General features: G+C 59.7%; 18 protein-coding genes. 11 read left to right on the top strand and 7 right to left on the bottom strand.

The window, feature by feature from the left end; translation table 11 throughout:
- Positions 1-67: 67 nt before the first annotated feature.
- The gene (locus tag BTN45_RS19710) at positions 68-850 is read left to right on the top strand and encodes a pyrroline-5-carboxylate reductase (RefSeq protein WP_112765973.1); all 783 of its coding nucleotides are present in this window, start codon (positions 68-70) and stop codon (positions 848-850) included.
- 48 nt (positions 851-898) lie between these two features.
- Here BTN45_RS19710 and BTN45_RS19705 read toward each other — a convergent pair whose 3' ends face one another.
- From BTN45_RS19705 to BTN45_RS19680, 6 genes are all read right to left on the bottom strand, one after another.
- Entirely contained in the window at positions 899-2,497 is a 1,599-nt protein-coding gene (locus tag BTN45_RS19705; RefSeq protein ID WP_006700134.1) for an MFS transporter, read from the bottom strand.
- Complete coding sequence (locus tag BTN45_RS19700; RefSeq protein WP_006700135.1) at positions 2,494-2,934, bottom strand: DoxX family protein; 441 nt, start codon at positions 2,932-2,934, stop codon at positions 2,494-2,496. Before BTN45_RS19700 ends, BTN45_RS19705 begins: the two co-directional genes overlap by 4 nt.
- 203 nt (positions 2,935-3,137) lie before the next feature.
- Entirely contained in the window at positions 3,138-5,120 is a 1,983-nt protein-coding gene (locus BTN45_RS19695) for an amidohydrolase (protein ID WP_004437500.1), read from the bottom strand.
- Positions 5,120-5,410 (bottom strand): XapX domain-containing protein, encoded by a 291-nt coding sequence (locus BTN45_RS19690; RefSeq protein WP_108081747.1) that lies wholly within the window; start codon positions 5,408-5,410, stop codon positions 5,120-5,122. The genes BTN45_RS19695 and BTN45_RS19690 overlap by 1 nt, the downstream gene beginning before the upstream one ends.
- 73 nt (positions 5,411-5,483) lie before the next feature.
- On the bottom strand, positions 5,484-6,173 hold the full coding sequence (locus BTN45_RS19685; protein ID WP_207590656.1) for a hydrolase: 690 nt from the start codon (positions 6,171-6,173) through the stop codon (positions 5,484-5,486).
- Between the two features lie 140 nt (positions 6,174-6,313).
- Complete coding sequence (locus BTN45_RS19680) at positions 6,314-7,246, bottom strand: ring-cleaving dioxygenase (protein ID WP_006699975.1); 933 nt, start codon at positions 7,244-7,246, stop codon at positions 6,314-6,316.
- Between the two features lie 119 nt (positions 7,247-7,365).
- On the opposite strand from BTN45_RS19680, the gene BTN45_RS19675 reads away from it, so the two are divergent.
- The 3 genes from BTN45_RS19675 (at position 7,366) to BTN45_RS19665 (ending at position 9,551) form a co-directional block, all read left to right on the top strand.
- Positions 7,366-8,265 carry a LysR family transcriptional regulator gene (locus BTN45_RS19675; RefSeq protein WP_004437488.1) on the top strand — a complete coding sequence of 300 codons (900 nt, stop codon included), beginning with the start codon at positions 7,366-7,368 and terminating at the stop codon, positions 8,263-8,265.
- A gap of 195 nt (positions 8,266-8,460) precedes the next feature.
- Positions 8,461-9,084, top strand: coding sequence for a TetR/AcrR family transcriptional regulator (locus BTN45_RS19670; protein WP_060942217.1), 624 nt, complete (start codon positions 8,461-8,463; stop codon positions 9,082-9,084).
- A gap of 23 nt (positions 9,085-9,107) precedes the next feature.
- The gene (locus BTN45_RS19665) at positions 9,108-9,551 is read left to right on the top strand and encodes an SRPBCC family protein (protein ID WP_022563373.1); all 444 of its coding nucleotides are present in this window, start codon (positions 9,108-9,110) and stop codon (positions 9,549-9,551) included.
- A gap of 218 nt (positions 9,552-9,769) precedes the next feature.
- Here BTN45_RS19665 and BTN45_RS19660 read toward each other — a convergent pair whose 3' ends face one another.
- Positions 9,770-10,237 carry an Lrp/AsnC family transcriptional regulator gene (locus tag BTN45_RS19660; protein WP_004437479.1) on the bottom strand — a complete coding sequence of 156 codons (468 nt, stop codon included), beginning with the start codon at positions 10,235-10,237 and terminating at the stop codon, positions 9,770-9,772.
- 120 nt (positions 10,238-10,357) lie between these two features.
- Here BTN45_RS19660 and BTN45_RS19655 point away from each other — a divergent pair, with 120 nt between their 5' ends.
- From BTN45_RS19655 to doeB, 7 genes are all read left to right on the top strand, one after another.
- Positions 10,358-11,836, top strand: coding sequence for an NAD-dependent succinate-semialdehyde dehydrogenase (locus BTN45_RS19655; protein ID WP_207590655.1), 1,479 nt, complete (start codon positions 10,358-10,360; stop codon positions 11,834-11,836).
- A gap of 13 nt (positions 11,837-11,849) precedes the next feature.
- Positions 11,850-13,253 carry an aspartate aminotransferase family protein gene (locus BTN45_RS19650; RefSeq protein ID WP_207590654.1) on the top strand — a complete coding sequence of 468 codons (1,404 nt, stop codon included), beginning with the start codon at positions 11,850-11,852 and terminating at the stop codon, positions 13,251-13,253.
- Between the two features lie 169 nt (positions 13,254-13,422).
- Complete coding sequence (locus tag BTN45_RS19645) at positions 13,423-14,871, top strand: PLP-dependent aminotransferase family protein (RefSeq protein ID WP_207590653.1); 1,449 nt, start codon at positions 13,423-13,425, stop codon at positions 14,869-14,871.
- 68 nt (positions 14,872-14,939) lie between these two features.
- Positions 14,940-15,959: a hydroxyectoine utilization dehydratase EutB gene (gene eutB, locus BTN45_RS19640; RefSeq protein ID WP_207590652.1), complete on the top strand. Its 1,020-nt coding sequence runs from the start codon at positions 14,940-14,942 to the stop codon at positions 15,957-15,959.
- Positions 15,956-16,969, top strand: a complete 1,014-nt coding sequence (gene eutC, locus BTN45_RS19635; protein WP_207590651.1) for an ectoine utilization protein EutC — start codon at positions 15,956-15,958, stop codon at positions 16,967-16,969. The genes eutB and eutC overlap by 4 nt, the downstream gene beginning before the upstream one ends.
- A complete protein-coding gene (gene doeA / locus BTN45_RS19630; protein WP_113380679.1) occupies positions 16,966-18,144 on the top strand; it encodes an ectoine hydrolase DoeA in 1,179 nt (392 codons plus the stop codon). The genes eutC and doeA overlap by 4 nt, the downstream gene beginning before the upstream one ends.
- A 4-nt stretch (positions 18,145-18,148) precedes the next feature.
- Positions 18,149-19,162: a N(2)-acetyl-L-2,4-diaminobutanoate deacetylase DoeB gene (doeB, locus tag BTN45_RS19625; protein WP_044459527.1), complete on the top strand. Its 1,014-nt coding sequence runs from the start codon at positions 18,149-18,151 to the stop codon at positions 19,160-19,162.
- Positions 19,163-19,209: the final 47 nt, after the last annotated feature.

Genomic DNA, 19,209 nt, shown 5'->3' with positions numbered 1-19,209 from the left:
AATCTAGCATCGCGCCAAACTGGAAGGACCGACCATCTCTCGATCCAGCCGCCACAGTGGAGTATTCATGTCCCTGCCCCAAAAAATCGGTTTTATCGGAACAGGCGCCATCACCGACGCGATGGTACGCGGCCTGCTTGCCAGACCCGCCGCCGTACCACATGTCATGGTGTCCCAGCGCAGCGCGGATGTTTCGGCTGAACTGGCTGCCGATTTTTCGCAGGTGATCGTCTCAAGCGACAATCAGGCGATCGTCGATGGCTGCGATACCGTCATGCTGGCAATCCGTCCCCAGATTGCCGAGGAGGTCATCCGGCCGCTACGGTTCAGGGACGAACAGAAAGTCATCAGCGTCGTGGCTGCGACCAGCCGGGAAGCCCTTCTCGACTGGATCGATGCGGATGTACATCTCACCCAGGCGATCCCGCTGCCCTTCGTCGCCCGCCGCAAAGGCGTCACCGCCATTTATCCCGCCGATAGGGATACGGCAGCAATCTTCAACGTGCTCGGCAATGCGGTGGAATGCGAGACCAAGGCGGAATACGACCTTCTGGCCGCCGGAAGCGCTCTGATGGCTACTTATTTCGGTATCATGCAAACGGCAACGGAATGGTTGGCCGAAAACGGACTGCCGGAAGAAAAGGCGCGTGCCTATCTTGCGCCCCTCTTTGGCGGCCTCTCCGAGGTGGCGGTGTTGGCCGGAAGCAAGGCGGATTTTAACGATATCAGCCGTGAATTCGCCACCAAAGGCGGCCTCAACGAACAGGTGCTCAAAGACTTCGATGGCAAAGGCGGTTCAAAGGCCTTGAAAGATGCATTGAGCCGCGTGCTCGAGCGGATTGCGCGATAGCAGCCGGTGCAACGGTAGGAACAAAAGGGGCCTTTCGGCCCCTTCTGTTTATGCCTTGCCCGGACGGTTGATCGTCAGGAAGTGGCGCACGACAGGCTTTTCCAGCCCGGAATGATAAGCCAGCACCTTGCCCTGCAAATCTGCATCGGCATTGGAAACCCGCTTGTGCTGGCGAAGATGTTCCGCCCAGGATTCCACCATGAACCATTCGACGATCTTCTGCGGATCAGCGGAGTCTTCCGTGACACCCCAGCCATAGGCGCCATCGCGGCGACGTTCCTGGGAAAGCTCGTCGAGTGCATGCAGGAAAGCGGAGCGGTGATGCTTTTCGACATTATATTCGATCAGGATCAGAACCGGGCCGCGATCATGGGCCACCGGCTCGGCAACGAGCGGTTCCGGCCAATGGTTGGATGGCACCATATCCGCATCACCCGCAGGCAGTTTCAGGCGGTGCATGACAAGGCCCGCAACCAGCAGTCCCGCAGCACCGATCAGCAATGCACCCGGCACACCTGTGGCTTCACCAACAGCACCCCAGCCAAGGCTGCCGGCCGTCATCGCGCCGTTGAAGACGGTGAGATAGACAGCAAGGCCACGGCCACGCACCCAGTTTGGCAGAACTGCCTGGGCGGCCCCGTTCAGCGTCGTCAGAGCGGTGATCCATGCGCCCCCGAGGAACAGCAGGACGATGATGGCAAGCCACTTCGGCGGTGCGAGTGAAAGCGCGGCCATGACGAGTGCGGTAATGACGGCAGCACCGAGAAGCAGGGCATCTGCATCGAAACGTTCGCGCAGCTTCGGCATGACCAGCGCGCCGCCGATGGCGCCAGCGCCGACAGCACCGAGCAGAATACCGTAGAAGCTGGCGTCTCCGCCGAGCAATTGCCGGGCAACCAGGGGCAGCAGCGCCCAGACGGCGCTGGCGAAAGCGAAGAAGATCGCGGCCCGCAGCAGCACGACATGAAGCGGCTTGCTGGCACGGGTGTAACGAAGGCCCGCCCGGAAAGCGCCGAGGAAACCTTCGGCCAGCGCATCGTCAGCGTTCTTTACCCGCGGCCACCACAAAAGGGCGGCGATGACGACGAAGTAACTGGCGACATCGGCGCCATAGGTAAATGCCGCGCCGAAGGCCGCAAGCAGGATGCCGCCAGCAGCCGGACCGATGGAACGGGCGATATTGATGCCGAGCGAGTTCAGAGCCACGGCGCTCTTGATATCCTCGCGCTTCACCAGCTCCGGCACGATGGCCTGCCAGGTCGGTCCCATCAGCGCCGCACCGATACCGCCGAGGAAGGTGAGACCGATCAGGGCGCTGACGGACAAAAGGCCGGTGTGCGCAAGAACCATGAGGGTGACGCTGACAGAGGCCAGCAACAGCTGAACTGCGATCAGGAACTTGCGTCGGTCGAGAATATCGGTCAGCACGCCGGCCGGGATCGCCAGAAGAAAGATCGGCAGGGTTCCAGCGGCCTGCACCATGGCGACAGCCGCCGGAGAGGCCGAAAGATCGGTCATCAACCATGAACTCGCGACATCACGCATGAAGCTGCCGGTATTGCCCAGCACCGTCGCGGCCCAGAGGACGGCGAAGACCGGTTGTGCAAGCGGAGCAAAACTGCTTGCGGAGGATTTTGCGGCGCTCATTTGCCCGTTCCTTTCGTGAGATCGATTGCAGCGACGACGACAAATGCGCCAGCGAGACCTAGATGTTCAAAGAAGGCATTGGTGGCCATCATGCGGTCCATGCCCGGCGCCATTTCCCAGAAGCGGAGAGCGATGAAGGTGGCGACAAGAGTGAAGCCCGCCAGTGCCAGAGCTCCGGCCCAGCGCAGGAAGCCCGACACGACCAGAGCGGAGGCGGTGAGTTCGAACAGGATGACGACCACGGCGAATGCGACCGCCGGCTGAAGGCCAAAATGGTTCATCTCGGCAATCGCCCCGGGAAAGTCGAAAATCTTCGTCAGCGGTCCCTGAATATAGGCCGAGCAAAGCGCCAGAAGCGCAAGGGTTTTTGTGGCGGGTGCGGCAACGATATCCGCAAGGAAGCCCCGAAGGCGAAGGGTTGAAGACGGCTCAGTCATAATGTGCTCCTACTGGCCGTTCGGTTCGAGCGGCGCTGGCGTTCATCTGATGGAGCGATATTGGCGCAAGGGATTACCGCCAACAATTGCATCAATAGTTTCGATATAATTGCGTAATTTGTAATATTCTTTTATCGGCTGTTGGTCGTATCCCACGGGCGGCACATGCGCCGCCCGTGGGTGGCTTCTTTTGCCTATGAGGCTTATACCGCCCAGCAGGAGCAGCCCAAGGCACCGAAGAAGCCTTTGAGATCGGCAATCGGCAGCTTCGATGTCCAGGCACCGGCATGGTCGTGACCATGCACACCGCAATCGCTGGCACAGCCGCAGGTGGAGATGGCCGTGCGGCGCAGCGAGCGGGCGCCGGCGCCATCCGGTTCACCCCAGGCGGCGTAGCCGCCGAACTTGCGCACTGGCGACCAGTCTGGCATGGCCGGCGGAATATTGCTCTCGTCCAGTGCCTTGAAGTCACCGGCGCCATAGACGACCTTGCCACCCACCATCGTCAGTTCCGAGGTAAGGAAGGAGATTTCATCCTCCGCACAGGAGAAGAAGTCCTTGTCCGGCACCACGAGATCGGCGAACTGGCCTTTCTCGATGCGGCCCTTCTTGCCTTCTTCATTCGAGAACCAGGTGACTTTTTCCGTCCACATGCGCAGCGCCGTTTCGCGGTCGAGGCAATTGGCGCGCGGGTAAAGCTGCATGCCGCCAACGGTCTTGCCGGTCACCATCCAGAAGAGCGACACCCACGGATTGTAGGAGGCGACGCGCGTTGCATCCGTTCCGGCCGAAACGTTCACACCCTTATCGAGCATGCGCCGGATCGGTGGTGTGGCTTCGGCCACGCCCTGGCCATAACGCTCGACGAAATATTCGCCCTGATAGGCCATGCGGTGCTGGGTGGCGATGCCACCGCCAAGCGCGGCGATACGGTCGATGGAGCGGTCAGAAATGGTTTCAGCATGGTCGAAGAACCAGTTAAGCCCTTCGAGCGGGATATCACGATTGACCTTTTCGAAGACATCCAGCGCCCGCGAAATGGTCTCGTCATAGGTGGCATGCAGACGCCAGGGCCAGCGGTTTTCCGCGAGAATCCGGACAACATCTTCAAGTTCGCCTTCCATCTCCGGCGGCATATCGGGCCGCGGCTGACGGAAATCCTCGAAATCGGCCGCGGAAAAGACCAGCATTTCACCCGCACCATTGTGCCGGAAATAATCGTTGCCCTGCTTGTATTTGACCGATTGCGTCCAGTTGAGGAAGTCTTCCTTTTCCTGTTTCGGCTTCTGCGTGAAGAGGTTGTAGGCCAGCCGAACGGTCATCTGGTTCTCATCCGACAGCTTCTGGATCACCTCGTAATCATCCGGATAATTCTGGAAGCCGCCGCCGGCATCGATGACGCCGGTCACACCCAGCCGGTTCAGTTCGCGCATGAAATGGCGGGTGGAATTGACCTGATAGTCGAGCGGCAGTTTCGGCCCCTTGGCAAGCGTCGAATAGAGAATGCCGGCATTTGGCTTGGCGAGCAGCAGGCCGGTGGGATTGCCGTTGGCATCACGGGTGATTTCGCCACCGGGCGGGTTCGGCGTGTCCTTGGTATAACCGACGGCACGCAGCGCCGCGCCGTTCAGCAGCGCCCTGTCGTAAAGATGCAGAAGGAAGACCGGCGTATCAGGCGCGACCGCATTGATCTCCTCGATGGTCGGCAGGCGCTTTTCGACGAATTGGTGCTCGGTGAAACCGCCGACGACGCGCACCCATTGCGGGGCTGGCGTTATCGCGACCTGGCGTTTCAGCATGTCCATGGCATCGGCAAGCGAGCGCACGCCGTCCCAGCGCAGTTCCATATTGAAGTTCAGGCCCCCACGCACGACGTGGGTGTGGTTGTCGATCAGGCCCGGCAGAACCCGCTTGCCCCTCAGGTCGATGATCTTCGTTTCCGGCCCGGCAAGGGCCATGACCTCGGTATCGCTTCCCACCTCGAGAAACAGACCATCCTTGATGGCGACTGCCGTTGCATTCGGATTGCCACGATCAAGTGTCGTGACGCGGCCATTGTGAAGGATGGTATCTGGATGCATGGACGAAGCTCCGCTCTTGATGGGATCAGCGGCCTTAGCCGGTGAAAACAGATTCGGAAAGGCGAGACTGGATGCCGCGCCGAGGAAAGTGCGTCGTGTTGGCATCAGCTTCTCTCCCTCTCGATGGGTGCGGTGCCCTTGGCGATATCTACCGTTTCGACACCACCCTTGGGCATATGACCGAACATGTGCGGCTTGATCTGGTTGAACCACGAAACGGCGGCCGGTTCCCTGTCGATAATCGTTCTTGCGAAAGGGATGATCTGTTCTCCGACCAGGATGCCCAGCAGACCGACCAATGCAATGACGGGCGGCGCGGGCGAACGCACATTGAGCAGGCTGTAAACGATGCCGACGAGCAGGCCGGCGCCAAGCGACAGAAGATAGACTTTCATGGAAACCTCCTTTGGGTGGATAAAGCCGCGCCGGCCGGGATATTGATCCCGCCGGCGCGTCAGGGTTGAAAGCTTATTTCGCGGGGTTGGGGCCGATGCGCTTGCCGTGCTTGACGCGCTCAGCACCGCCATGAACATGCGTGACCGCATAATCGATGCCCATGCCGTAAGCGCCTGAATGTTCCTTCACCAGCGAGGTGACGGCGTCATAGGTTTCCTTGCGCGCCCAGTCGCGCTGCCATTCCAGCAGCACCTGCTGCCACGTGACGGGGATGACGCCCGCCTGCACCATGCGGTCCATGGCATATTTATGCGCATCGACAGAGGTGCCGCCAGATGCATCCGCCACCATGTAGATTTCGTAATCGGCGACATCATGCAACGCGGAAAGAGCGAAGGTGGTGTTGCACACTTCCGTCCAGAGGCCGGAAACAACGATCTTCTTGCGACCGTTGGCGGCATTCTTCGCCAGGGCATCGCGGACATTCTGGTCATCCCAGGAATTCATCGAGGTACGCTCGAGAATGTCGTTTTCCGGGAATACTGCCAGCAGTTCCGGGAAGGTGTTGCCGGAGAAGCTTTCCGTTTCAACCGTGGTGATTGTCGTCGGAATGTTGAAGATCTTTGCAGCCTTGGCGAGGCCGACGACATTGTTCTTCAGGCTCTGGCGATCGATCGACTGCACACCGAAAGCCATCTGCGGCTGCTGGTCGATGAAGATGATCTGGCTGTTGGCGGGAGTAAGGACTTCAAGCTTCGACATGGTGGTTCTCCGTTCAGGTGGTGATTGCCGATCGACGGCGGTGAAATTGACAAGGCTTCGCCGGTCAGCTGCCCGGCAGGGGCAGCCGCCTTGAAAGCGTGGATATGATTTCTTCAGTGGATGCGGATCAACGACCCGCTTTATGCCGCAAGGGGAGCGAGGTTCGCCTCGATCTGATTGCGGAAAGGCTCATAACGGCTTGGCAGCTTGAGCGCTTCGCCCAGATGCGCGGTATCCTCGTCGCGATCGAAACCGGGTTCGTTGGTGGCGATTTCGAACAGGATGCCGCCCGGCGTGCGGAAATAGATCGCCCAAAAGTAATCGCGGTCGATGACAGGGGTGACCTGATAGCCGGTGTCCATCAGCGCCTTGCGCACGTCCAGCTGCTTTTGACGGTTTTCAACCGCGAAAGCGATGTGATGAACCGAACCGGCTCCCGGACGGGCAAAGGGCGTCTTTGGCAGTGTGGCGAGATCAATCGTATCGGCGCCGTTGCCGCCGGGAATGACGAAGCGGGTTACATCGCCTTCTGCATCGGCGCGCTCATATCCCATGAAGCGAAGCAGTTCCTCGGTCGCCGCCGTATCATTCAGATTGAAGCGCGCGCCGGTAAAGCCGCGTATGGCGTTGTCTTCGGAGATGCCCTCGGCAAGCCATGGAGCGCGGGCATCGTTATCCGTTTCGATCAGCGCGAGTCCATCGCCATCCGGACCGGTAAAACGCAGGCGCTGTGCACCGAAGACCGTATCGGCCTGAAGGCCGGCGGCACCTTTCGTAATGAGACGATCTTTCCAGAAGCCGAGCGAACCCTTGGGGACGGAAAACTGTGTCTCGCCCACTTCGCCGACGCCCGGACGGCCGGCCATCATGTTGGCGAAGGGAAAATACGTCATGACGGTGCCCGGGGTTCCCTTTTCGTCACCGTAATAAAGGTGATAGACGCTTGGCTCGTCGAAGTTAACGGTTTTCTTGACCCGGCGCAGGCCGAGCGTATCGGTGAAGAAGCTGTTGTTCTGCCGCGCATCCGACGCCATCGAGGTAACGTGGTGCAGGCCCTTGATATCCTTGATCATCGTCGGCGCCTTTCGCTGTTGGTATGCCCGTTTCGATGGAGAAAGATGTAACCCGCTTGATTGCATCGCGGAATTGCAATATTTTTCTTGAATGAATTGCGATTTTTGAAATAATAGAGATGAACGATCACAAAGCTCTCAAAACCTTCCTGATGGCGGCCGAAAAGCGCAACTTCGCGCAGGTGGCCCGTGAACTCGGCATGACGGCAGCGGCCGTCACCCGTGCGATTGCAGCACTTGAAGATGATCTCGGCGTGCAATTATTCGTCCGGACCACCCGTCAGGTATCGCTCACGACGGACGGGGCCGTCTTCGCCGCACAGATTCAGCCGGCGGTCGAGGCTTTGGAGAACGCCCGGCGCGATGTTCGCAACGCCCACAAGGCCGACGAGGGACGCCTGAGGATCAGCGCGCCGACATGGCTCGGCAAAACGGTGCTGCCGCCGATCCTGTCGGGCTTCCGTGAACTCTATCCGAAAATGTGCTTCGAGATTTCGTTATCGGATGGCCTGGTCAATATCGTGGATGATGACTACGATCTGGCGATCCGTATCTCGTCCGCCCCATCGGACAAATTCACCATATGGCGCAAGATCAGGGCTGTACCGCGCATATTGGTGGCGGCTCCGGGCAGCCGGTTCGCGCAGATGAAACACCCCGCTGAACTGACGCCTGACGATTGCCTTGCCTACAGCGGCGAGAGCCGTCGGGAGAATTGGGTTCTGTCAGATGGCGGGTCAAGTATCACGATAACGGCAGGTCGTGCCTTCAGCGCCAATAGCGGCGAGGTTCTGGCCGATATGGCTGCGGATGGCGCAGGGGTCGCCTTGCTGCCGGGCTTCAACATCGCACAGCATATCCACAGCGGCCGCCTCGTCCATGTCCTGCCCGGCTGGTCGCCGCCGGAACTCTGGCTGACGCTCTATTATCCGCCCTATCAGGCCCTGCCGCCCCGCATCGCAACTTTCTCGAAATTTTTCGAAGAGCAGTTACCAGCCTACATGGTGGCGCTGGAGTAGAACTGCCCGGATCTGCGCATTTTAATGACGGCGCGGGAGCGGCGCGCTCCCTCGCGTGATCGAGCGCGCGCCTTCCGTTATGCGCCATCCTGCCCAACAATATTGGACCGGGAAGTCACCGGACAACACACCAGTAAAATTCCGCTTGATTAAATACCGACTAGTCTGTATTTAATCAAGCAAGGGAGATTTGATGTGGCAAGGAAACAGAACCCATTGACCAGGCCGGGCCTGCTGGAGGCGGCATTTACCGTCATCCGGACGAAAGGTTACGCCGCGACGACAGTTGACGATGTCTGCGCCAAGGCCGAGCTGTCCAAAGGTGCATTCTTTCACCATTTCTCCAGCAAGGAGGAAATGGCGGTCGCGGCTGCCCAGCACTGGTCGGAGGTAACCGGTGCCGTGTTCGAAACCGCGTCCTATCATGATGCCGCTGATCCACTGGAGCGACTGCTGAACTATGTCGCCTTCCGCAAGCAGTTGATACAGGGCGACTTGCCGGATTTTACCTGCTTTGTCGGCACCATGGCGCAGGAGGTTTACGAGACCAGCGAGGCGATCCGGCAAGCGTGCTGGACCAGCATTTCAGGCCACGCCGAAACACTTGTCAGCGATATCGAAGCAGCCCTGGATCAATACAAGATAACAGAGACATTTACGGCGGAAAGTCTTGCCCTGCACATTCAAGCGGTCATCCAGGGCGCCTTCATTCTGGCAAAAGCGAGCGGGAATCCGCAGCAAGCCGTCGAAAGCCTCGACCATCTTCACCGCTATATCCGGCTGCTGTTCAGCCCGACAATGATCGACCACGTTGAATGACAACGCATCAACAGGAGGAAACCATGCCAAGCGTCATTCGTCTACATCGCGTCTTCGCAACGAAACCCGAAAAGCTCTATCGCGCTTTCATCGAACCGGATGCGATTTCAAGCTGGCTCCCGCCATTCGGGTTCACCTGTACCGTTCATGAACTGAATGCGAAGGTCGGCGGCAATCACCGGATGTCTTTCCGAAATTTCACGACGGGCGACAGTCATTCCTTTGGCGGGACCTATGTTGAACTCGTGCCCGGAGAGCGCCTTGTCTACACGGACCGCTTCGACGATCCCAACCTGCCTGGCGAAATGAAAGTCACGGTGAACATGAAGGCAGTGGCATCCGGCACCGAAGTGAATATCGAACAGGAGGGCGTGCCGGATATCATTCCGGCTGATGCATGTTATCTCGGCTGGCAGGAGTCACTGCGCAAGCTTGCCAAACTCGTAGAACCCGAAATCACGCAATAGCGCGCGACAATGTTCCAAATTGCGAGCGCATGATCTGCCTGCGCAGGGCTTACATGAACTCCCAGCTCCCGGAGGCTCCGGATCTGTCATCGCACGGATATCCGGGCCTCCTTCCTTTCCCCGCTGCTTGGGCAGGGTCTTGCAGCCCGTCCAGAACTAGAACGACCGTACAAAAGGCGGAAGTCCCGACACAGACATGTTAGCAGGCCTCTGGCCGGTCAGTCTTCGATAGGAAAGGCGAATCCGGCCTTCACGCGGTCCATGACGACCATTGTCTTGAACCCTTTAATGTCGTGGTTTTCATAAAAGAAGCGGCGGGTGAAGGCCTCGTAGTCCTCCATGTCCTTTGCCGTGATTACCAGAATGAAATCGGCATCGCCGGTGACATAATAGCCGATCATGACTTCGCGCGTCGCACGGATCGCCGACTTGAAGCGATCGACGATGTCCGCACGCTCCCGTTCCAACGACACGAGGACGATCATGGTGATGCCCCGTCCCACGGCTTTGGGCGAGATGATCGCCACATCCGCCTCGATCACTCCCTCCTCCCGTAATCGCTTGAGCCGCCTCTGGCAGGCCGTCGGCGAGAGATTGACGATCCGCGCCAGCTCCTCCGACGTCAGGCGGTTGTTCTTTTGCACGGCGTCAAGCAGCGCCCTGTCGGCTCGATCAATATTGGTCATGCAGAATTCCTGCGTATTCGGGTAAAATCAGCATTATTTCTGCGCCAAGCAGGAAATAAATGCCGGAGATCGATCATGCAGCGACGCTAAGCTTCACGCAAATGAAAATGGAGCATATTCATGAAAGGTATTGCCAGCGCCGCGTTGAAGAACCTTCGCCGGCCCGATCTGATCGAGCATCGCGCCTTTTTGGGCGGGATATGGGTGGAGCGCAGCGAGAGGCTGAGCGTTATCGACCCAGCAGGCGGCGGCCATCTCGTGGATGTGACCGCCTGCTCTCTCGATGATGTCGATTCCGCCATAGAGGCCGCCAGCGCAGCCTTCCTTCACTGGCGCGAGACGCTGCCGGTAGAACGCGGCGACATCCTGCGGAGCTGGGGCAGACTGATGCGCGACAATGCGCGCGATCTCGCCATTATCATCAGCGCCGAGCAGGGCAAGCCGCTGGAAGAATCGCTGGGGGAAATTTCCTACGCGGCCAATTTTCTCGACTGGTTCGCGAGCGAAGGCGAGCGATCCTATGGCGAGACAATACCGAGCCACCTGAAAGGTGGCAATCTCTCCGTACGGATGCAGCCGATCGGCGTAACGGCAGCGATCACGCCATGGAACTTCCCGTCAGCCATGATAGCCCGCAAGGCCGGAGCGGCCCTTGCCGCCGGTTGCACCATGATCGTCAAGCCGGCACCCGAAACTCCGCTCTCGGCGCTGGCTCTGGCAAAACTTGCGGAGGAGGCAGGCATGCCGGCCGGCGTATTGCAGGTGCTGCCCGGTGAAGCCGCGCCTCTGGCGCGTCGTCTTCTGGAGCATACCGATGTGCGGGCGTTCTCCTTCACTGGCTCGACGGAGGTCGGGCGGCTGCTCCTTACCCAGTCGGCGGCAACCGTCAAGAAAGCGTCGCTGGAGCTGGGTGGTCATGCACCCTTCATCGTATTTGGGGATTCTGATCTTTCTCAAGCGGTGGCGGGGTGCATCAGCGCCAAATTCGCTACATCTGGCCAGGACTGCCTGGCGGCAAATCGCATCTATGTTCAGCGAGCGCTCTATGACCGCTTCATCGATCGGTTTGCCGACGCAACTTCCAGACTGACCGTTGGCCACGGCCTTGAACCGGGCATCGACATTGGGCCGATGACACGGCCATCAGTCGCCGAAAAGTGCCGTCAGCAGATCGCACAGGCGCTCTCCGCTGGCGCGCGCCTCGTCTGCGGCGGGCAGGACAGTCCGCTCGGCGGCAATTTCGTAACGCCAACCGTGCTGGCTGATGTGACTGACGACATGCTGATCGCACGTGAGGAAACCTTCGGGCCTGTGGCCGCCATCCTTCCCTTCGATGATGAGAGTGAGGTCGTCCGCCGCGCCAATGCAACCGAGATGGGGCTTGCGGCCTATGTCTACACCAACGATCTGGGCCGGGCGATGCGCCTGACCGACCAGCTGGAATACGGCATGGTTGCCGTCAATACGCCGAAATTCACCGGTGCGCCAATTCCCTTCGGCGGCTGGAAACAATCCGGCCTCGGTCGCGAAGGCTCGCGCCACGGCCTGATGGAATATCTCGAACCCAAATATGTCTGCTTCGGCAATCTGGCTGCCTGAAAGGAACCCGCCTATGACCATCGACATCAAAAATATCGCGGAAATGGATCGAAATGCGGTTCTGCACCCCTTCACGCAGCTGAAAGACTTCGCCAGCGGCAAGCTCGGGGAACCGACCATCGTTGAAACCGGCAAGGGCATCCGCATTCAGGACGCGCACGGCAAGCAGTTGATCGATGGCTTTGCCGGTCTTTATTGCGTCAATGTCGGTTACGGTCGCACCGAGGTGGCGGAAGCCATTTCCCGTCAGGCCTATCGGCTCGCCTATTATCATTCCTACGCCGCCCACACGACCGACGAACTGGCGATCCTGTCCGACCGGCTGGTGAAGATGGCGCCCGGCAAGATGAGCAAGGTGTTTTATGGCATGTCCGGCTCGGACGCCAACGAGACCCAGGCCAAGCTCGTCTGGTATTACAACAATCTGCGCGGCAAGCCGGAGAAGAAGAAGATCATTTCCCGCGAGCGGGGATATCACGGCTGCAGCGTCGTTTCCGGTTCCATGACCGGCATGAGCTTTTATCACGACCACATGGACCTGCCGCGCGCTGGCGTGCTGCACACCGGCGTCCCCCACCATTATTGGGGCGCTGAAGCCGGTGAAACAGAACTGGAATTCTCAAAACGGCGCGCTGACGAACTGGAAGGGCTCATTCTGCGCGAAGGCCCCGACACAATCGGCGCCTTTATTGCCGAACCGGTGCTTGGCACGGGGGGCATCACGCCGCCGCCGGAAGGCTACTGGCCGGCGATACAGGATGTTCTCAGAAAATACGATGTCCTGTTGATTGCCGATGAGGTGATTACCGGCTTCGGGCGTACAGGCTCCATGTTCGGCTCGCAACATTACGGCATCGAGCCGGATCTGATCACCGTCGCCAAGGGTCTGACATCAGCCTATTTCCCGCTCTCCGGCGCGATCGTAGGAGAGAAAGTCTACAAGGTGATGGAGGAGGGCGCTGATCGCGTCGGCGCCTTCTCGCACGGCTACACCTATTCCGGACATCCCATCGGTGCGGCTGCGGCAAACGCCGTGCTTGATATCGTGGAAAAGGAAGACCTGCCGGGCAATGCACGGGCCGTCGGCAACTATTTTCAGGAGCAGTTGAAGGCAAGGTTCGCACAGCTTCCAATCGTCGGCGAGGTGCGTGGCGTGGGCCTGATGGGCGCCATCGAATTCGTGGCGGACCGGGAAAAGAAGACACGTTTTGCACCGGGTCTTGCGGTTGGTGCGCGAGTTTCGAAGGCGGCACGCAATGGCGGCCTTATTGCGCGGGCCATGCCGCATGGCGATATTCTGGGCTTTGCACCGCCGCTCGTCACGACGAAGGCGGAGGTGGACGAGATCATCGCCATCGCCGAAGCCGCCGTCCGCAGCGTCATGGATGATCTGGTCCAGGCTGGCGAAAAAATCTGATCACCAGCCAGGCGTTTACCGGACCAGTAACTGCACGTCCGGACAGCAGGGAGATGACGATTGCGCCTGTTTTGGATGCAATTGTCATCTACGCTGCATAAGGCTTCATCTTTTCGCCGAACCGTGCATAATGTCATGAAATCATCTTCGTCTAAAACGAGACAATTTCATGCGCCGTCAAGCCAATCCGCTCAGCCTCGATCCGGTTCCCGCAACGAGACCGGTGGCATGGCGGCCAGTTCTCGCCAAGCAGAAGGGCGAAACGAAACATTCGGCACTGACCGAACGCATCATCGCCGATATCGACGCCGGCGTTCTGAAGCCGATGGACCGCATGCCGACCCACCGCGATCTGGCCCGCGAACTCGGACTGTCTGTCCAGACCGTCAGCCTGTCCTACAAGGAGGCTGAACGGCTGGGTTATCTCAGTGGCGAGATCGGCCGTGGCACCTTCGTGAAGACACGGGTGACGGACCGGGCGGGCCGCATGATGCTCGACCACAGCCCGACTGAGGTCCTCGATCTCTCCATTATTCGCGGCGTCTATCTCGACGAGCATGAAAACGCCTCACGCGCCATCCTTCGTGAATTGGCCGATGGTGACAATTCGGGTTTCATGCGCCCCTGCCGGCCGGTGGCCGGCCTCGACAGCCACCGGGAAACCGCCCGAACCTGGCTCACCATGATGGGCGTGACCGCCGGTGCGGAACGTATCCTCGTCACTAACGGCGCAGCCCACGGCATTTTCCTTGCCCTGAGCTGCATCATTCGATCGAACGACGTGGTTCTCTGCGAGAACCTCACGGACCACGGCATTATCGGCCTGTCGAACATCCTCGGTTTCAGCCTCAAGGGCCTGCCGACCGATGAAGAGGGCGTTTTACCGGACGCGCTGGAGGCCGCGTGTGCATCAGGCGGCGTCAGGGCGCTGGTGCTTATTCCCACCCTCAACAATCCCACGGGGCATGTATCGGGCGCGGAGCGCAGACGGGAGATTGCGACAATTGCCGAACGCTACGGCGTCTTTGTCATCGAAGACGAAGTTTATCGCCCGATCATCGAGGATGATCTGCCATCCATCACTGAAATGCTGCCTGATCTCGGCTTTTTCGTCACCAGCTTCACGAAAGCGGTCCTGACGGGGCTGCGCGTCGGCTATCTTGTCGTGCCGCCGGCCTACTCCATCCGCGCCGCGTCCATCCTGCGGGTGTCGAGCTGGAGCGGAACCTATCTCACCGCAGAAATAGCGACGCGCTGGGTCGAAAACGGCACTGCCTTGCGGCTGCTGGATGTGCAGCGCGCCGAAGCGCGGGCGCGGCAGAAAATTGCAGTGGATATCCTAGGCCAGCATATCGCCTCGACCCATCCCCTTTCCTTCTGCGCCTGGCTGAAGGTTCCGCCGCGCTGGACGGAGGACGGCCTTGTACGCGCGCTGACGAACCAGAATGTCGCGGTTACTCCATCAGAGCCATTCATTGCCGGTCCCGGCCATGGCGGCGGCATCCGCATTTGCCTTGGCGGTCGCCTCAACCATGCGAGCCTTATCAAGGCTTTGACCACGGTGCGACAGACCTTCGAGCAACTGCCGCCGGTCTACGATATCGGTTCGATCGGCTGAGGCTGCCACCCGAAAATCATTGAATCATTACAATATAATAATTGACATGATTTTACTTCGCTCACAACATGACAATCATGAAGAGCGAAAACCTGTCCATATCGACGTACAAGAACCCGCTGCCGGTCTCACTGGAAGCGATAGAGCAGGCTGCGGCGCGGCTTGAGGGAAGGGTTGAGCGAACACCGTTGGTTCGCTCGGACAATCTTTCGAAACGCGTTGGTTATCCCGTTCATCTGAAGCTTGAAACCCTTCAGCCTATCGGCGCCTTCAAGCTGCGAGGCGCTATGAACGCCATTCTCTCTCTCGGCGATGAGAAGCGCCAGCGGGGCCTCGTCACCGCCTCCACCGGCAATCATGGCCGGGCGGTGGCCTATGCGGCAGAGAAACTGGGTATTCGCGCCACGATCTGCATGTCGTCGCTGGTGCCGGCAAACAAGGTGGAAGCGATCCGGGCGCTGGGCGCGGAGATACGGATCGTGGGCAGGTCGCAGGATGACGCGCAGGAGGAAGTGGAGCGGCTGACCAAAAGCGGCGGGCTCACCGCTATCCCGCCGTTCGATCATGCCGACGTCGTGGCTGGCCAGGGCACGATTGGCCTCGAAGTCATTGAAGACATGCCAGACCTAGAGACAATTCTCATTCCTCTCTCGGGCGGAGGTCTCGCGGGCGGCATCGCCGTCGCGGTTAAGGCGCTGAAGCCAGAGGCGCGGGTCATCGGCATTTCCATGGAGCGGGGTGCGGCCATGCATGCGTCGGTCAAAGCGGGCCGGCCCGTCTCGGTCCGTGAGGAAGAGACGCTGGCGGATTCGCTTGGCGGCGGGATCGGACTGGCGAACCGTGTGACCTTTGCGCTTTGCCAGGCATTACTTGATGACATCGTGCTGGTTTCCGAAGACGAGATCGCAGCAGGCATCCGCCATGCGGCCCACGAGGAAGGCCTGACAGTGGAAGGCGCAGGCGCCGTTGGCTTCGCTGCCGTGCTGGCGGGCAAGGTCACCATCAGCGGCCCGACCGCGATCATCGTATCGGGCGGAAACATCGATCCGGCGCTCCACAAGACCATCATCGACGGGGGAGCCGCATGAGCAGCATCACCATCCTGACCGAAAAAGAACTGCGCGCCGTCGTTAAGCTCGACCTTTCCGCGGTCGACTGCGTGGAGCAGGCCTTTGCCGCCCTTGCCACCAAAGCTGTCGCCATGCCGCCGATCCTCCGGCTCGATATTCCCGAATTTCGCGGCGAAGTGGATGTTAAGACTGCCTATGTGCCGGGTTTCGACGGCTTTGCCATCAAGGTCAGCCCCGGCTTCTTCGACAATCCGAAGCTTGGCCTGCCGAGCCTCAACGGTCTCATGATCCTCTTCAGCGCGAGGACCGGGCTGGTGGAGGCCCTGCTTCTCGACAACGGTTATCTTACCGATGTGCGCACCGCTGCGGCCGGTGCAGTTGCGGCGCGGCACATGGCACGAAAGGACGCGTCCGTCGCAACGATTTTCGGGGCGGGCATGCAGGCGCGTCTGCAGCTCGAGGCTTTGACGCTGGTGCGGTCGATTAAAACTGCGCGGATCTGGGCACGAAACCATGACAAGGCTGAAAAGCTCGCTAGCGATTTTGCCAGGGAGCACGGCATCGAAGTGTCCGCCGTGGCGGATCCACAGGCAGCGGTGCGAAACGCTGACATCATCGTCACCACGACACCGGCCGAAAAGCCAATCCTGCGCGCCGACTGGCTGGAACAAGGCCAGCATCTGACCGCGATGGGATCGGACGCCGAACACAAGAACGAGATCGATCCGGCCGTATTCGCCAGAGTGCGCTATGTCGCGGACAGGCTTACGCAGACCCGCATTCTCGGCGAATTGCATCACGCGATTGCCGCGGGTTACGTCGAGCGGGATCAGCCATTCGCCGAGCTTGGAGAGGTGATTGCCGGCAAGTCACAGGGCCGCCTCTCGAACGAAGACATCACCTTTGCCGATCTGACCGGCACCGGCGTGCAGGACACAGCCATCGCCAATCTCGCCTTTGCCCGAGCAAAAGAAGCGGGCAGCGGCCAAATCATCGAAAACAGCGTAAAAATGGGAGACGCAGCGTGAGTGTAACGCTGAACTTTACGCGCGAGGAATATGCCGCGCGCCTGGCTAAAACCCGGAAAGCCATGGAAAGTGCCGGTATCGACCTGCTTGTCGTCACCGACCCGTCCAACATGCATTGGCTGACGGGTTATGACGGCTGGTCCTTCTACGTCCACCAATGTGTGCTCGTGCCGCCTGATGGTGAGCCGATCTGGTACGGTCGCAAACAGGATGCGAATGGCGCCAAGCGCACGGCATACCTCGCCCACGACAACATCATCGGCTATCCCGATCACTATGTTCAATCGACCGAGCGGCACCCGATGGACCTGTTGTCGCAGATCATCGAGGAACGGGGCTGGTCAGGCCTGACGGTCGGTGTCGAAATGGACAATTATTACTTCTCGGCAGCAGCTTTCGCATCACTGAACAAACATCTGCCAAACGCACGTTTCAAGGATGCCGCCGGCCTCGTGAACTGGCAGCGCGCTGTCAAAAGCCCGACCGAACTCGACTATATGCGCAAGGCGGGCAAGATCGTCGAACTGATGCACAAGCGTATCGTCGACGTCGTTGAACCGGGCATGCGCAAGTGCGATCTCGTGGCAGAGATATACGATGCCGGCATTCGGGGCACCGCAGAATTCGGCGGCGATTACCCCGCCATCGTGCCGCTCCTTCCTTCCGGTGCCGACGCTTCCGCCCCGCACCTGACATGGGACGACAAGCCGATGCGCTCAGACGAAGGTACCTTCTTCGAAATCGCCGGCGCGTACCGTCGTTATCATTGCCCGCTGTCACGCACGGTCTTTCTCGGCAAACCGACACAGGCATTCCTTGACGCAGAGAAAGCAACGCTCGAGGGCATGGAGGCCGGTCTTTCCGCAGCCAAGCCCGGCAATACCTGCGAAGACATCGCCAATGCCTTTTTTGCCGTGCTGAAAAAATACGGGATCATCAAGGACAACCGCACCGGCTATCCGATCGGACTTTCTTATCCGCCTGATTGGGGCGAGCGCACCATGAGCCTTCGCCCCGGCGACCGCACGGAGCTGAAACCCGGCATGACGTTCCATTTCATGACCGGCCTGTGGCTGGAAGACATGGGGCTCGAAATCACCGAGAGCATCGCGATTACCGACACCGGTGTTGAATGCCTTTCCAATGTACCGCGGCAACTCTTCGTGAAGGGCTGAGACGATGTTGAAGACCGCGCTTCGCCCCTCCCCGATCACGCCCTCCGTCGATTTTGACGCCAGGGGCGTGCAACACGGTCATCTGCGGTTGCCCTACAGCCGCGATGACAGTGCCTGGGGCTCGGTGATGATCCCGATCTGCGTTATCGCCAATGGTGAGGGGCCGACCGCCCTTTTGACCGGCGCCAATCACGGCGATGAGTATGAGGGGCCGGCGGCGCTTTTCGAACTCGCCCAGACGCTCGAGCCGGCCGAAGTGAAAGGCCGCATCATCATTGTCCCAGCGCTCAACTACCCGGCCTTTCGCGCAGGTACACGCACCTCACCCATCGACCGGGGAAACCTCAACCGCAGCTTTCCCGGTCGCCCTGATGGTACCGTGACGGAGAAGATTGCCGACTACGTCACCCGTCATCTGATACCGCTCGCGGATATCGTTCTCGATTTTCATTCCGGCGGCAGGACGCTTGATTTCCTGCCCTATGCAGCGGCGCACGAATTGCCCGACAAAACTCAGGAAAGCCGTTGCTTTGATGCCGTGGCCGCTTTTGCTGCCCCCTATTCGATGAAGATGCTGGAAATCGACGCCGTCGGCATGCTGGACACGACCGTCGAGGAAATGGGCAAGGTCTTTGTCACCACCGAACTCGGCGGCGCCGGCACGGCGAGCGCGAAATCGATCGATATCGCCCGCAGGGGCACCATCAATCTGCTGCGACATGCAGGCATACTGGCCGGTTCGCCCGTTGCCGCGCCAAGCCGTTGGCTGGATATGCCCTCCAGCGACTGCTTCACCTTTGCCGAAGACGACGGTCTCGTCGCCTTTGTCCGCGATCTGGGAGACGCGGTCACGGTTGGTGAGACAATCGCACGGGTTTATCCCATCGGGAAAACCGGCCTCGCACCGGTCGATTACCGCGCCTCCATGTCAGGGCTGCTTGCCGCGCGCCACGTACCCGGCCTCATCAAGGCTGGAGACTGCCTTTCCGTCATCGCCACGGTCACGGAGAATACCTAGCCACTAGAACACCGTGAGATCCGAAAACGGACCACGCAACCCAACCA

The organism is Rhizobium sp. ZX09, assembly GCF_017357485.1.
Lineage (GTDB): Bacteria > Pseudomonadota > Alphaproteobacteria > Rhizobiales > Rhizobiaceae > Agrobacterium > Agrobacterium pusense.
This window is presented reverse-complemented; position numbering and strand designations above follow the sequence as displayed.